Here is a 14,437-nt window from a genome sequence, read left to right on the forward strand (position 1 = left end):
TCTGCTTTTACCTGAAGCGAGCTTCCATATCCTCGAGACTCACAGTGTTTGCTTCGTCCAAGGTGAGCAAACGCTCGGACGCCAATCGCTCGGCACGCAGGTCCTCAAGCTCATCCTGCATGGCTTGGTAAGCTTCGACACCTACAAGCACCGCCGCGGGCTCATTGTCTTTAAAAATAACGAGGTGGGTTGCTTCCCCGCTCGTTACCTCCTTCAGACGTGCACCAAACGTTCTTGCCATCGCCGTCGCAGAGACCGCCTGCTCAGCGCGCGCTAATAATGCCGTCACTGGTCACCCTCCGTCATTTCCAACCTATTTCCAGATATTGAGAAAAAGACCTTTTTCGGCCCCTCAGTCTTAATACGCTCTATATTACGCAAAATAGCACGCAAAGCAACACGTGCATTGCTGCGGGTTGCTTCCTGCCTTCGACCAGCAGCTGCCTTGGTTATCTCCTTTGACCACGCAGAGGACCACCACCATGCTCGGATGTGCCATGCGCGAATTGGCGATCCGGCGCCGCCGCTGCAGAGCAGCTAACATTCAGTCTGATCACTTGAATCAGTGAGGTTCGTCATGGCTAAGAAAAAGCAGAACGTCCTCGACAACGATTCCGCTGACCGTCCCAAGCTGAAAAACAAAGAGTACCTGGCCGAGCTGCGCCGACTGCATGTCGAGCTGGTCAAGCTGCAGGAATGGGTCAAGCTGGAAGGCATCAAGGTCTGTGTCATCTTCGAAGGCCGCGACGGCGCGGGCAAGGGCGGCACGATCAAGGCACTGACCGAACGGGTGAGCCCGCGTGTGTTTCGCGTGGTGGCGTTGCCCGCCCCCACCGATCGCGAAAAAACCCAGATGTACATGCAGCGCTATCTCAAGCACCTGCCCGCGGCCGGCGAAGTGGTGATCTTCGATCGCAGCTGGTACAACCGCGCCGGGGTTGAACGCGTGATGGGGTTCTGCACGGAAAAACAGGCGCACAAGTTTCTTGAATCAGTCCCCTTGGTGGAACGCGCCATCGTGGAGTCAGGCGTGATACTGCTCAAGTACTGGCTGGAGGTCAGCGAGCAAGAGCAGACCCGGCGCCTCGCGGCGCGGATCGAGGATGGGCGCAAGATCTGGAAGCTGTCGCCGATGGATCTCAAGTCATACGGGCGCTGGTATGACTACTCGCGGGCCCGTGACGAGATGTTCAAGGCGAGCGACACCGAGCATGGGCCGTGGCTGGTGGCGGACTCGAACGACAAGCGACGGACACGCCTGAACATCATTTCCGACCTGCTCAGCCGCATCCCCTACAAGACGGTGCCCCGCGAGAAAGTGACATTGCCCAGGCGGCAGAAACCAGGTGGTTATAACGAGCCGGATTTTCCGCTCAGGCGCATTCCTGAGAAATTCTGACTGTCCGTTCTACCGCAGCTCCCAAGCTATCGCGCCTATGGAAAGTGACCTCCATCTTTCACAAAGCCAGGAAAGGCAACCACTCGGCGATTTCAGGGCTGACGAGAGGATGGAAGATGCGTGGCCCTACTTTTCGACCTTCTCGATCCGGCCACCGCACGCCCTGTACTTCTCGGCATAGCCATTGCGGCAAGGGCTGCTTACCGTGCTGGGGCTCGGCGCTGGCGGGCAGGCATTGGGGGTGTTGTTCTTGTTGAAGTGTTCACACTGCTGCGCAAAGCTCGCCTGGGTTTCACGCAGGCTGTTCAACCCCTCCTGCTGCCCCTTGAACCAGGTTTCACACGCACTCACGTTTGCATCGAGCTCGTGCTTACAGGCCAAGCCTTCCGGGGTCTGTGGGTCGATGTAGCGGTACTCGGTGCAGCCAGCCAACTGCATCGCCAACGACAGGGCTACCATACAAACAGATATTGATCAGGATCCATCCAATATTGAAGGTGTCGTTTCGACCGTGCTTGGCGGCTTCTGTTCGCAGTAACGACTGTGGTCGATCCAGGATCTGGCGGCAACGTTCAGGTACGAAAAAACGGTGCATCTGAGTGTCACCCCGATACCCTCTTGAAGCGGTCAGAGGCGACGTCAGTCGTTATCAACACAGCGTAAAAGCGGCCAGCGTTCGAGCCAGCCTTTGTTGCTGACCCGCGCCTCATGGACCTCCCGCTTGTGCAACGCGAAATGCCGGGTCGGTCTGATGACCATGGCGAACAAATCCTCCAACCCCAGCGGTGCCAACACTTCGCACGGCGTTGACGCCGAGCGTCTGACCGCCACCGCCGTGGCCGTTTCAGGCCAATGGCACATGGCATCCGCAGTGCTTGTGTAAGGCGCGTCTCCATTACGCAGATGCATACGCGCCTGATTCTTCACCGACCAGTTGATCCCGGGCGCCCATTCTTGCAGCACCCACTCCATACGCCGGTCTATGGCCGGGTCCACCTGATCAGGGTCGAACCACAGCACATCCACGTCGCCAGAGGGTGCGGACGGAGGCCTGCCGTGCAGATGGTCCCAGACGGCATTGCGTACAAAGCCCGCACCGATCCAGCAGTCGGGGATCTCCAGTGCGCAGACCAGATCCAGGAGGTGCCAGCGGTTGGGGTCGTGCTGGAACAGTGACTTCAGGCTCTGCTCATGATCCATGCTCATACCTCCGGACGCTGCGCCTGAGTGTTCGGAGCGCCGGTTGAACGGCCTTGCTCGTCCCGCTCCAGGAGTTTGCCGCATTGTTCACTTGCAAGACGGCTGATGATTCGGATCGCTTGATGGATACCTGCGGTGCTGCGGAAGGTGAGTTGGGGTTCGGGATCGTTTTCGAGGTGCTCGTCGTGGTTTACCAAGGATTCGGCCAGCAATTCCATGGTGCAGACATAGCTTCGAAGGCGGTTGAGCTGGTAATGGTCAGTCATGCGCAGCTCCCGTGACCAGAGAACTGGCGGAGAGCGGATGCGCGGATTTCGGACAGAATCAGGGTAAACATGCATGGAACTCCAAGTTTGGTTGGAGCCGCCACGATCCTTCCTACGGGATTGGGTGGCAGCTGTGCATGGGGTAGGAATACCGGGAACTTGGAACCCGGCCAGGCCGAAGCCTGCCCACACACAGCCGCCATGACACGAAACTGCGGGCACAAAAAAAGCGCCTGCAATCGTGGTGGGGCGCTACGTGCGCCAAGTTGTCCGACGGGTTCCTACACCCGGTCACTGGATTGACAGTGACTGAGGCAATTTAGCGGGTGGGGGGCAGGAGCGCAAGCTTGCGATACCTGTCAGCGAATGCAAATCATGTCAGGCGGCAGCGGTACGCAGGTTGGCCGACCGGGACGAAAGGAGCCCGGCACACAGAAGAGTGTCCCACGTACCGCCGCCATGAAGCGGTGTCTCAGGAGCGTAATGAGCGGTAGGCCCCAAGAATAGACTTGGCCATCTCAAAATCATCTCTCAAGGGCAAAGGCACTATCTCTAAAATTTCCGCTTTACCCCCCGTAAACACGGGACAAAAGCTGAACACCAGATAACCACTATCTCTAAACCCCCGCAACCTTAAGTCGAAAACGGCGGATCGCCAACTCGAATTCACGCCCCACCTGGCGGCCCCAAACGCTTGAAAATCCCACGAACAACCCAGAAACAACAAAGCCCGCACTAGGCGGGCTTTGGCTATGCATGGTGCGGAGACAGGAGTCGAGTCAACGCTAAAGTCTTTGAATTTAATGCTTATCATTTTTAAGGGTAAGATCGTTTATCTCTAAAATTATCCTCAGGCAATCGCAAGGTGACGGAGCGCTTTTGGACTCCTACCAGAATGATGAAAGGTCGCCTAAGGCCCCGCCGCAGGCTCGTCAGCCGCCCTCAAGCACTTCGAGCGGAAAGCAGAAGACACCCTTCGACGGAAAAGTGGGCCTGTCCCGTGACAACAGCCCCCAAGAAGCATCCGACCTCTCAACATTGGTACGTCTGCTCCTCATCCGAATGTTTAGCCTTCACCAGCTCCGGTTAAACAAGCCAGGTCAATCTGCTCCTTTCTTAAGGCCTTTTATCCAAAATTAGAAAATTAAGCACATGCTGATATATGTCTTGAATGACGTAAGGTCAGCGCTACCCAACCTCAAAAATTTAGCTTCGCTGCTTGTTGCGAGCTCCTGTACCAACTTCTTCCGGATAACGTATCTGCCATCTGAATTCTTTATCTAGAAAACAGCTGCGGCGAATGCGCTAATATTTATGAGGGTAGTCATTTGTACATCTTCTGCGCAATAGAGCATCGCTGAGCAATCAAAAACCCGGTACCAAATATGTCAATCGGCGCCCCGCCCCGAACACTATATTAGCGAAAATGACTCTCTCCGGTTCAGTCCACCCGAACAAAGTTCAAAATTCCAGCAGTGTTACCTGCCCGGCGCCAATTTCTTGCTGTCCAGTAGTAGCCAATCATCTGTATAGATCCATCGGAGTTGCGCCTCAGCTGAACTTCTGCGGCCCCTGTATGATTCGACTCGTCGTCAGCAGCCTTCTTGAAATGCTTAGATTTGTAAATATAAACAAGCCGGTGCGGCTCATCATTTTTCGCCACCACTGGGGTGGCGGCAATACTGTAAGAGTCAGACCTATCGGTTAAACCTTGCACCTCCATTAAAACATTTATCTTCAATAGACTTGCTCTAATTGTTAACTTCGCCTCGAAAGCCTCAAGTGGTATAGCATCAATTTGCACAGGATCCAGCGGATTCAAACTCTCATTAGGCGATGACGCTGCTGATTGGATGGCACGGTGCACCGAATAATTTGAATCAATAGTCCCTTTCCATTCACCCGACAGGTCAGGATATGCATCTTTAAAAACGAATTCGTAGAGCCTCCAGACTCTCCGATATATAAATGGAATACTTCCAGCAATAATTAAAGCGGTTACAACACCAGAAGCAACCTTCCAAGCTGTCTTGCCAAATTCAAGAAAATTGGTAGGGGACTCCTTCACCATGAGCCCTATGATCACCAAGACAACGAGACCGGTGATGAAAATGAGAACCTTTTTCAATCCGAAAACAGCGTACATTTTAGTCCTCGCAAGCTATTGAACTCTTTAAATTTTGACCTATATCATGATGGCACATTGCACCTTTTCTAGGGAGAGCGCCACTGATGCCGAGCCTCAATCTGCACAGCCTGCTTGATACGCGGGTCGAAGGCCGAGTGGCCTTCCTCGACAATCTGACTCTTGACCCTCAAGAACGGAAGCTCATGCTCAGTGCACGCACTGACATCCGGCAGCGTCTAAAAGCGCGACTGCCAAAGCGGATCCAGAAGAAAGCGGAAGACGCAGGTCAGGGCCAAATTGACGTGCCTGAACCCAGGTTCTTCACCCAAGGGTCGTGGGCTTACAAAACGCTCAATGCCCCTTGCCGCGCTCCTCAACAGGCTGACCTAGATGACGGCGCCTACCTACCATTTAGCTACATTGAAAGCCAGCCACCGGCTCAGATGAGCGCGCTACTCTTTGAGGCAGTAGAGGAGGTCCTCTCGGAGCTTGCGGATGATAAAGGGTGGGAAATTGACACGAGTAATGACAATTGCACCCGCTTGGTCATCGACAGCGACAAGCATATCGATGTTCCCGTCTACAGCATTTCCGATAGCGAGTTCGAGACACTTGTAAAAGCAAGCATGGAAATGTATCGCTTCGGAATGGAGAGTTTTGCCCTAGATAGCGCTGACTCGGAAGAGCGTGCTGACGAGCAAGATTGGGACCTAATGCCAACTGAAGGTGTGCTGATGGCCACCAAAAATCGCGGATGGCAAAATTCAGATCCTCGCCCCATACGCGACTGGGTGGTTGAGCAGGTTGAGCTAAAGGGCGAACAGCTTCGTCGCGTTATGCGCTATCTGAAGGCTTGGCGTGACTTCCAGAAATGGGACAAGGATGACCCGAAGTCGATCCTGCTGATGGTTGCCGCGGATGCTGCTTTCGATATCGCAATCGACAAGAGGGATGACCTTGCATTGCTGAAGGTGCTCCAGAGGCTACCGGACATTCTTCGAGGGAAAGTTATCAACCCAGCCACCACAGACAAACCTCTGGACGAGCAGGAAGATTTAGCGAAACGGCTGGACAATAAAGGTATTAGAGAAGACGTCATCTCCAGAATCGAACACTTTGCCGACCAGCTTGAATATGCGATCGACAGCTGTGGTGTTCCATCTAAAGCATGTGAGATTTTGATCGAGCTACTGGGAAATCGAGTCCCAAATGATCCGGAGCGAGTGACGCAATCGACAGTTCAGAGCCAGCCTGCCCAGAAAACCGCTGCAGTTCCCCCGCTTGGGAAAGCTACGGCGGGCTGATGACAGACTTAAGCTCCGTTCACTCGGCTCTGACGGAAAGAGGCTTCACGCAGGTTAGAAGCCCCCTTGGCCCTCGGTATGCCGGGACCATCTCCTTTAAAGGACGGCGGATCCCAATTCACCTTGTTATCTTTGACAAGAGCTTCAAGCAACTGCCTGCCATTCAACTGCTTGAACGCCCTACCGAAATACCGCAGGTCTGTGCTCATATTAATCATAAAGGCTATCTGTGCTACCTGCGCGACGACCAAGCCTACCTTCCTCGACACAACCTTGGGGGCGCCGTTTTAGGCTGCCTAGAAGTTGCTGAACAGCTATTGGAAAGACTCGCAAATGGTAGCGCGTTAACAGACTTTCAGGACGAATTTCCGGTTTACTGGTCCGGAACCCCGCTCCTTATCGATATCTCAGAGGAGACAAAACCCGGCCTCCTCACGGACGTTGCTCTGCTAGAGCGCCCCAAAACCCCTGAAAGCGACAGTTTGTTCTTGCTAGGCCGAGACGCTTCCGAACTTCTTAGTTTGTACTCTCGCTGGGGATTCGAGATTGCAAGGCCTTCCTTGAAGATGAGGGTAGTTGATTCTGACAAACCGCTCGGCGCCATGGCCTCGATGTGGCCTCCCAAGACACTAACCGATCTCAAAACATGGCTGCTTAGTGACAAAAACTCTGCGGTCAAGGGCCTTTATGATTCCGTCAAAGACGCTTTCGAGCAAAAATTAGACAAGCTTCTGCTACTCATTCGAGCTCCAAACACGAGTTGCTGCGTTCTAATCGACATTGAATATGTCAGAAGAATGCTACCGTGCCGAAATGCAGCTGACTTCATGCGTTCAGTTTTTAGATCTTCAGAAAAAACTGATCAAGCTGGGAAGAAAGCGATTAGGTCCAAGGCTGACAACGCCACAGTTACCAGACTTGAGCCAATTCCTGCTGACCCAGGATCATGGCTAACGCGCAACATGCCTGACTCAAAATCCGGTCTTGCAGGTAAGACTGTGCTTTTGATCGGATGTGGTGCAATCGGTGGTCACCTGGCCGATCTCCTCGCAAAGAGTGGCGCTGGCTTTCTAGGCGGAACACTGATGCTTTCTGACCCAGATACACTGTCAGTGGGAAACATCGGCCGTCACGTATTAGGCTTCGGCGACCTGGAGCGTAAAAAAACCAGTGCTCTGAAGCAGCAACTAATCAGCTGCTACCCAAGAATAAAACTTGCAGAGGTTACAGACCAAGATGTGATCAGAGCAGGGATGGCGGGGATAGATCTGGTGATTGACGCTACAGGAAACCAAGCGCTTTCGTTATATTTGAACGAGCTCAAGCTAAAAGAAAAATTTAATGCCCCAATTGTATTTGCCTGGGTAGCAGGTGCAGGCTGCGGTGCGCAAGCCTACCTTTTTTCAAACAGCAAGTATGCATGCCTAAATTGCTTGGATTATAACGTCCCAGGCGGCGCCTCTTCTGTAATGCGGAAAGAGTATGAGATGACCCTTAAGAACTCCGCCGGAAGCTGTGGGGACTGGCTTGTGCCATTTTCTGCAACAGCTGCTATGCATGCTGCGGCCTTAGCAACCGATTTAGCGGTTGGGTGGGCCAAGGGTAAGCCTAACCCACGCTTTAGGAGCATCACACTGGACTATGAGGGTGGAAAAACCGTCAAACCCATCTCACCGACGCCTAACCTTAAGTGCCCCGCATGCGCCACAAATCACTAATTGAACCAAACTCTAAGCGCCTGGTATTGGTGACCGAAGAGGTCTTGTCCCTAATATCCAGCTATCGCCAGTCGGGTCGAGATGATTGTGAAGCAGGAGGTATCCTCATGGGAAAACGCAGAGGGGAGCATTTTGAAATCACCTTTGCGACTGCCCCTCAAATTAAGGATATTCGGAGCCGTTGTAGATTCACGCGGCATCCCAATGGTCATCAAGAAATTGCAGAAAATCGACTCAAATCTTCCAACGGTGAGGAGAACTACATCGGTGAGTGGCATACCCATCCTGAAAACCACCCAACCCCATCAAGTATCGACGTAGGCGATTGGAAGAGACTTTCAAAAATCCACAATGCGCCTTTAATTGTGATTATTGGAGGTATCCAAACGTTTTATTTCGGGATACTGATTGAGTCTAGAGTGCATATTCTCAAAGAATGCACCTTACTCTGACTGCAGTGCTACGTAATAACTCATGGGTGTGTACTTAGGCTTTTGTCACCATTCGCATGATGCAATTCGATTTCAGAAGCCAAATAAAAAAATTCTGTGACAGCTACCGTAATTGTCTCTGGCGAAACCACTAGGGCAACGTCAATCTGAGGATCTCCAAGCTGCGCCGTACCAGCTACTTATCAGGCTTCCTAGAACCTCAACGCACCGCTTAGAAAGCCTTGGCGTCGGTCATCAGGAATGCCTAATCCAAGTTATCTAACGCGTGCTCAATGCATGGCTGGCCTACTCAAGAGCTCTATCGAAAAAATCTTACTGATGAGTGTACTTTCACTACACCGCTAATAGAACGACCCATCATCTTTAGTACTATCCGACTCCTGTCTTAATCGAATCCTTCCAATGGTTTTCCTATCAGTAAAATAATGTCCGGACAGCTCAAGATATTTTTCATTCCACGTATCTTTAACACGAACATAAAACACTGTCGACCCAGTATATGGGGGACGAGTCAAGTCTTGAGGGATGGCTCTATATAGGTAGTAAAGCATATATTGCCCACCCTCAAACGCCGGCGTAGTTTCAAGAGTAATTGACCTAGACGTGTCTGTATGTAAATCTATACGGGTATAAAGTAAAGTCTGAGTAATTCTTGCCCTAGCGGGTATCTTACCCCCCGACTCGGTTACTATTTCCCCCTTCCACATTCCGTTTATATCGGGGAAGAGAGACTTATTGAACCATCGAGAAATCTTCCATAACTTTCGCGAAACAAATTCAGTGGTTATCGATAGTATTATTAGCAGAACAACCCATGGTGCGATACTGAGAATCTTTACTATCGCAAGATCATCCTTCCAATATTCCCGAGCACACTCATAGACACCTAGACTAATAAATGTGGTAAGAATAGCAACATATTTAATTAGACGAGAGAAGCTTATGACTTTAAACATATAGATCTAGCTTCTCGAAATTATGCAAGCGGCCTTTTCCGCTGCTTTTGGCTGAAAGCAGAGCCACGTATGACTCCCGCAGGTCTTTGCCGACTCCGGCTGAAAATTTTAGTTCGGAGCCAACCAAGGACTTTATGGATTCAAAAATAAATTCATCTGATGGTGCTTTTTCATTACAAAATCCCGCAACACCATCTGCAGCGCAAAATAATATTACAAAACCGTGGACGGTCAAAAAATCAGAGATCCTACTTGTTGCCTCACAAACCAACTCATTAATCCTGACCAATTCTGACGAGTCATTCTTAATGTAGGCACTAGCTATTTTTTGGCCTATATCATCACCATCAACAGTAATATATTTTGCCCTTGAATCTTCCATGTGCGAGACACCTCTTTAGCCATCTCGACCATATTACTTTGATTTTTCGATATTGGCAATCGCAGACTCACTTAAGCTATGCTTATAAAATACTACCATTGTAGAGTTGCAGCCGATCAATATCTCAAGCGTATAAAATAAACAGCGAAGCTTTTAAAAGCCATTATCTATATTTCCCCTTCGATGCACCCTACTTAGGCAATTCAGATAGCAATTTTCATCTAACCTCCCTGCCGCGCATCATTGATACCAAGCCTCTGAGCGACCGGCACCACCTAACGAATGCCAGCCACCGATCACAGTGCGCTTTGACCGTGCCGTAATGACCGCCACCGAACATGTCTTTCAGCGCTTGCGGCCCTGCGTAGCTCAATTGCCTGCCGTAACCGAAATTGCGGCCATCGCGTCTACCCACCAATGCCATGTCAGTCACCTCATCATCCGATCTCCGATCCTCGCCCCACGTCATCCCGCCAAGAATGTTGAGTGTTATCAGGGATCAAGGCCCCTGCGACCTGTGGGGAATGTCCACTACGCGGGACTGGCGGCTCCTTACGTCCGGGAGCAAGGGCATCTCATGATCTGGCCTCCTGAACACCGTTACCGGTGGGCGGGTGGAGGCAGTGCTGGCTGACTAAACCAGCGCCTGAAGATCCTGAGCCGGGTGAACGCAGCAATGCGATGACCGGGGCATGCCTGACTGTCAGTCAGGTGCAGTCCATTCCTTGGTCTGCGGCACCATCATCTACATGGCTGTTGCTGGTGACATCGGCGTTTGTCACGCCGATTGTCACGAGGGGGAATGCCGCAAAGCCTTGTGCGATAAGGGCTGCAGCAGTGGTAGAAGTGCCCGTCTCTTTCCAGAAAAAAAAGACGGGCGTAGGTTGGCGCAAAATTTGGCCAAGCGGATAGGTTGCTGCAGGACAGCGAGGTACGGTGCAGCTGGCGCACGAGGTCCATGAAATTAGAGAGCATCCATCACCGGGGGAGTCATCGGGCGGCGCCCTTGCGGGCCTGCCGGGGCGCCGGCGATGGGCTTTGTAGGAGCCGGTTTGTCCTGCGATGGGCTCCGCGATATCAGGTACGACGGAGTTGAATCAGACACACCGCAGTGCCTGATCAAGGGGCCGCTCCGCGCGGCCCATCGCAGGACAAGCCAGCTCCCACAGGAATGTGTGCGGGGTTCCGGAGTCATGCGGCTGGAGGGTCGTAGGTAGATGAGGATGGTGGGGCAGACCTGCACAGGCTGAACCAAAAATGCCTACTTACGGCTTATCAAGCGGCTCGGGGATGAACCCTTGCTCTCGCAATGCCTTGATCACTCCGCGTATCAGGTAGTTGTTGGAGAACCCTATCGTGTATTGCCGCGATCCCGCGCTCACCGGAAGAAGCATCCCTTGGTCCAGCAGCTTCTTGATCTGGTAAGTACGCTGGCTGGGCGTGAGCTTGGGAACCACCTGGGCAATATCACTTGATTTCACCACCTTCAGCTTTATCACGCAGGCCAGGATCTGCTCCTCGGCCTCGGTGATCCACTCTCGACTGCGTGCAAAGGTCACCGCAGGCGACAGGATACATTCCGTGAGATAGCCATATTTGGTGAGCTTATCCACCTTCTCAAGCTCGTCGCGAATGCCTTCCAGGACGTAGATGCACCATGCCTCCAGTCCTGCGGTCGTACCGGTGTCGGCCGTCCCGAGCATGGCGTAGTAGTTCTCTCGATCGTTGCAGAACACTGCGGTGGGGTTCAGCACTCTTCCACCCACGTTCACATTGAAGCCGTACTTCATCAGCAGCGCATAGGTGAGCAGCCTCACCACTCGCCCATTCCCATTGCCGAATGGGTGAATCCACCCGAAACGATGATGCGCCAGCGCGACTTTCATCAGCGCGTATTTAGGCGAATCGTCCTGGTTGATGAAGCTGACGAGCTCCTGCATGTACTGGGGCACCAGCAATGCGTCAAGGGGGACGTGATCGGACTGGGATATCCTGACAGGCCCTTCACGGTACGCACCCGGAGTTCTGTCCCCTTCGCGGCGCAACCCGAGCACTGTCATGGCGTGCAGCTCCCGGATGGTGTGTTCGGTCAGCTCTACGCCGGGCTTCATCAGCTCTTCGATGTAGTCCATTGCCTTCTCGATGTTGGCAACCTCGAGCAACTGGTCGGTGCTTTCAGCCTTCCCTTCAACCTTGCTCTCGATGTAGTCCGCGAGCGTGGTGTGGTTGCCCTCGATCCGTGCAGACCCCAGGCTTTCAAGCGTGTGGAAAATCGCCTTCAGCTGGAAAAAGACCTGCGGTGGGCTATCGCCTTCCAATCGCAACCTGCGAAGAAATTCGAGCTCGCTCAACACGTCGACCAGGGGCGAATCGAAGGATGGGTTCAGCAGTTGGAGGTCGTGATGAGAAAACGTGGCCATCTCAAAATTATCTCTAAAGGGCAAAGACACTATCTCTAAAATTTCCGCTTTACCCCCCGTAAACACGGGACAAAAGCTGAACACCAGATAACCACTATCTCTAAACCCCCGCAACCCTAAGTCGAAAATGGCGGATCGCCAACTCGAATTCACGCCCCACTTGGCGGCCCCAAACGCTTGAAAATCCCACGAACCGGCCAGAAACAACAAAGCCCGCACTAGGCGGGCTTTGGCTATGCATGGTGCCGGAGACAGGAATCGAACCTGCGACCTTCGCGTTACGAGTGCGCTGCTCTACCGACTGAGCTACACCGGCGTGTTGCGAAACGTACCACTGCCGTGGCCGTTACGCAAACCCCTGTTTCCTAACAGCTATTACCGCTGCCTCATGGCGCCTTGCAGCCTGCGGGGGCGAGGTCTGCTTCGAGGTTGCTGGTGCAGGTCCAGCCGGTGCTGGCGCGGGTCAGGGTGAGGGTCTTGCCGAGGACGTTGCCGGGGGCGTCGACGAGGGTGCAGGCAATGCTGCCGGTGCCACTGGCGGCCACGCCGCTGGCGGTGGTGGCGCAATGGGCGGTGGCGGGCTTGCCGCCGAGGGCGGCGACGTCGGGCACGTCCTTGCCTTCGTTCAGGCGCAGGTCCATGGCGGTCTTGAGCGCGGAGATCTCGACCAGGGCAGCCGCGGCCTTGGTGCGCGACTGGTTGTCGGTGTACATGGGGATGGCAATGGTCGCCAGGATGCCGATGATCGCTACGACGATCATCAGTTCGATCAGGGTAATGCCGCGTTGCCCTTTCATTCACGCTTTCCTTGTTGATACGGGTGTGCCGTGGGCCAATGTGCGACGCACCGGCGGCAGGCGCGCAGTAGGCCTGAACAGACACCTTTTGTCACCCTGCCGGACGCTGCGCCGTCGTCGCGGGAACTACTCTAGTGAGCAGCTTGGAAATGCGCCCTGTCGGAGCTGTTACGGGGCTTGTCGCAATCGGCGGAAAGGATTTCTGCATGAGCAATGGAACACGCCAGTACGCCTGGCAAGGCACAGACGCCAGCGGTGCGCGGGTGAAGGGTCGCAGCGAAGGGCGGACGTCGGCGCTCGTGCGCGCGGGGTTGCAGCGCCAGGGGATCCGGGTGGCGCGGCTGGAGGTTGCCAGCGGCACGCCCTGGCGATTGACGCTGGGCCGGGAAACCGCCGATCCGGCGGGATTCAGTCGTCAGTTGGCGACGCTGCTCAGGGCCGGCGTGCCGTTGCTGCAGGCCTTCGAGGTGATGCGCCGCAGTGGCTGCAGCGCCAGCACGGCGCGGCTGCTGGCGCACTTGGAGCGCGAGGTGGGCGCCGGGCAGAACCTGGCCGATGCCATGCAACGCGAGCCGCGCTGGTTCGATACGCTGTACTGCAACCTGGTGCGGGTGGGCGAGCAGTCGGGCACGCTCGACCTGCAGCTTGAACAGCTCGCCGGCATGCTTGAGCAGCGCCAGGCGCTGCGCAAACGGGTGCGCAAGGCCATGATGTATCCGGCGCTGCTGTTGCTGACAGGGCTCGGCGTGTCGGCGTTGCTGCTGCTGGAAGTGGTGCCGCGCTTCCAGTCGCTGTTCGAAGGCTTTGGCAGTGCGCTGCCGGCGTTCACCCAGTGGGTCATCGATCTCTCCGCCGCCTTGGGCCGTCACGCCGGGACTCTGCTGCTGGTCATCGCCGTGCTGGTGTTCGGCACGCGGTGGCTCTACCAGCGTCACCCCTCGGCCCGTCTATGGCTGCTGCACCGCGTGATGAGTGTGCCCATCTTCGGACCCCTGCTCTGCCACGCCGCGCTGGCGCGTTTTTCCCGTAGCCTGGCGACCGCTTACGCGGCGGGCGTGCCTTTGCTCGATGCCATGGCCACGGTTGCGGCTGCCAGCGGCAATGCGCTGCACGAGCAGGCGGTGCTGAGATTGCGCCAGGCCATGGGAAATGGCCAGGGCATGAGCCTGGCGATGGCCGAGGACCGCGCCTTTACCCCGCTGTTGGTGCAGATGTGCGCGATCGGCGAGAGCAGCGGCACGCTCGATACCATGCTCGGGCGCGCGGCCAGCCATTACGAGGATCAGGTCAGCCAATCGCTGGAGCAGTTGACCAGCCTGCTGGAACCCGCGATTGTGCTGGTCCTTGGCATCGTGGTCGGCGGCCTGGTGGTCGCCATGTACCTGCCGATCTTCCAGCTGGGTAACCTGATCTGA

14 protein-coding genes, 1 tRNA gene and 1 pseudogene are annotated in these 14,437 nt (G+C 54.5%); 5 read left to right on the forward strand and 11 right to left on the reverse strand.

Features of this window, described 5'->3' with window-relative positions:
• Nucleotides 1–7: 7 nt before the first annotated feature.
• On the reverse strand, nucleotides 8–241 hold the full coding sequence (locus tag VJS90_RS09360; protein ID WP_324121349.1) for a type II toxin-antitoxin system Phd/YefM family antitoxin: 234 nt from the start codon (nucleotides 239–241) through the stop codon (nucleotides 8–10).
• A 336-nt stretch (nucleotides 242–577) separates the two neighbouring features.
• Here VJS90_RS09360 and ppk2 point away from each other — a divergent pair, with 336 nt between their 5' ends.
• Nucleotides 578–1,399 (forward strand): polyphosphate kinase 2, encoded by an 822-nt coding sequence (gene ppk2, locus VJS90_RS09365; RefSeq protein WP_324121277.1) that lies wholly within the window; start codon nucleotides 578–580, stop codon nucleotides 1,397–1,399.
• A 126-nt stretch (nucleotides 1,400–1,525) separates the two neighbouring features.
• Here the strand turns inward: ppk2 and VJS90_RS09370 are convergent, their stop codons facing one another.
• The 4 genes from VJS90_RS09370 to VJS90_RS09385 form a co-directional block, all read right to left on the reverse strand.
• Complete coding sequence (locus VJS90_RS09370; protein ID WP_324121350.1) at nucleotides 1,526–1,837, reverse strand: hypothetical protein; 312 nt, start codon at nucleotides 1,835–1,837, stop codon at nucleotides 1,526–1,528.
• Between the two features lie 201 nt (nucleotides 1,838–2,038).
• Entirely contained in the window at nucleotides 2,039–2,599 is a 561-nt protein-coding gene (locus tag VJS90_RS09375; protein ID WP_324121279.1) for a nucleotidyltransferase family protein, read from the reverse strand.
• A gap of 2 nt (nucleotides 2,600–2,601) precedes the next feature.
• Nucleotides 2,602–2,865 carry a hypothetical protein gene (locus VJS90_RS09380; protein WP_324121281.1) on the reverse strand — a complete coding sequence of 88 codons (264 nt, stop codon included), beginning with the start codon at nucleotides 2,863–2,865 and terminating at the stop codon, nucleotides 2,602–2,604.
• Nucleotides 2,866–4,306: 1,441 nt separating this feature from the next.
• Entirely contained in the window at nucleotides 4,307–5,011 is a 705-nt protein-coding gene (locus VJS90_RS09385; RefSeq protein WP_324121283.1) for a hypothetical protein, read from the reverse strand.
• A gap of 86 nt (nucleotides 5,012–5,097) precedes the next feature.
• On the opposite strand from VJS90_RS09385, the gene VJS90_RS09390 reads away from it, so the two are divergent.
• The 3 genes from VJS90_RS09390 to VJS90_RS09400 are packed head-to-tail and all read left to right on the forward strand — an operon-like array spanning nucleotide 5,098 to nucleotide 8,467.
• On the forward strand, nucleotides 5,098–6,297 hold the full coding sequence (locus VJS90_RS09390; RefSeq protein WP_324121285.1) for a CBASS cGAMP synthase: 1,200 nt from the start codon (nucleotides 5,098–5,100) through the stop codon (nucleotides 6,295–6,297).
• Complete coding sequence (locus VJS90_RS09395) at nucleotides 6,297–8,015, forward strand: ThiF family adenylyltransferase (RefSeq protein WP_324121287.1); 1,719 nt, start codon at nucleotides 6,297–6,299, stop codon at nucleotides 8,013–8,015. Before VJS90_RS09390 ends, VJS90_RS09395 begins: the two co-directional genes overlap by 1 nt.
• The gene (locus tag VJS90_RS09400) at nucleotides 7,997–8,467 is read left to right on the forward strand and encodes a Mov34/MPN/PAD-1 family protein (RefSeq protein WP_324121289.1); all 471 of its coding nucleotides are present in this window, start codon (nucleotides 7,997–7,999) and stop codon (nucleotides 8,465–8,467) included. The genes VJS90_RS09395 and VJS90_RS09400 overlap by 19 nt, the downstream gene beginning before the upstream one ends.
• A 341-nt stretch (nucleotides 8,468–8,808) precedes the next feature.
• Here the strand turns inward: VJS90_RS09400 and VJS90_RS09405 are convergent, their stop codons facing one another.
• The 6 genes and pseudogenes from VJS90_RS09405 to VJS90_RS09425 form a co-directional block, all read right to left on the reverse strand.
• Complete coding sequence (locus VJS90_RS09405; RefSeq protein ID WP_324121291.1) at nucleotides 8,809–9,423, reverse strand: hypothetical protein; 615 nt, start codon at nucleotides 9,421–9,423, stop codon at nucleotides 8,809–8,811.
• A complete protein-coding gene (locus VJS90_RS09410; RefSeq protein WP_324121293.1) occupies nucleotides 9,416–9,805 on the reverse strand; it encodes a mCpol domain-containing protein in 390 nt (129 codons plus the stop codon). The genes VJS90_RS09405 and VJS90_RS09410 overlap by 8 nt, the downstream gene beginning before the upstream one ends.
• Nucleotides 9,806–10,035: 230 nt before the next feature.
• Nucleotides 10,036–10,229 (reverse strand): annotated as a pseudogene (locus VJS90_RS21865) (integrase); the annotation flags it as partial.
• Between the two features lie 841 nt (nucleotides 10,230–11,070).
• Entirely contained in the window at nucleotides 11,071–12,225 is a 1,155-nt protein-coding gene (locus VJS90_RS09415; protein ID WP_324121351.1) for a Fic family protein, read from the reverse strand.
• A gap of 240 nt (nucleotides 12,226–12,465) precedes the next feature.
• Nucleotides 12,466–12,541 (reverse strand) — tRNA-Thr (locus VJS90_RS09420).
• A 70-nt stretch (nucleotides 12,542–12,611) separates the two neighbouring features.
• Nucleotides 12,612–13,022: a pilin gene (locus VJS90_RS09425; protein WP_324121295.1), complete on the reverse strand. Its 411-nt coding sequence runs from the start codon at nucleotides 13,020–13,022 to the stop codon at nucleotides 12,612–12,614.
• A gap of 206 nt (nucleotides 13,023–13,228) precedes the next feature.
• Between VJS90_RS09425 and VJS90_RS09430 the strand changes: the two genes are divergently transcribed.
• Complete coding sequence (locus tag VJS90_RS09430; RefSeq protein WP_324121298.1) at nucleotides 13,229–14,437, forward strand: type II secretion system F family protein; 1,209 nt, start codon at nucleotides 13,229–13,231, stop codon at nucleotides 14,435–14,437.

This window comes from Pseudomonas sp. (genome assembly GCF_035277045.1).
Classification (GTDB): domain Bacteria; phylum Pseudomonadota; class Gammaproteobacteria; order Pseudomonadales; family Pseudomonadaceae; genus Aquipseudomonas.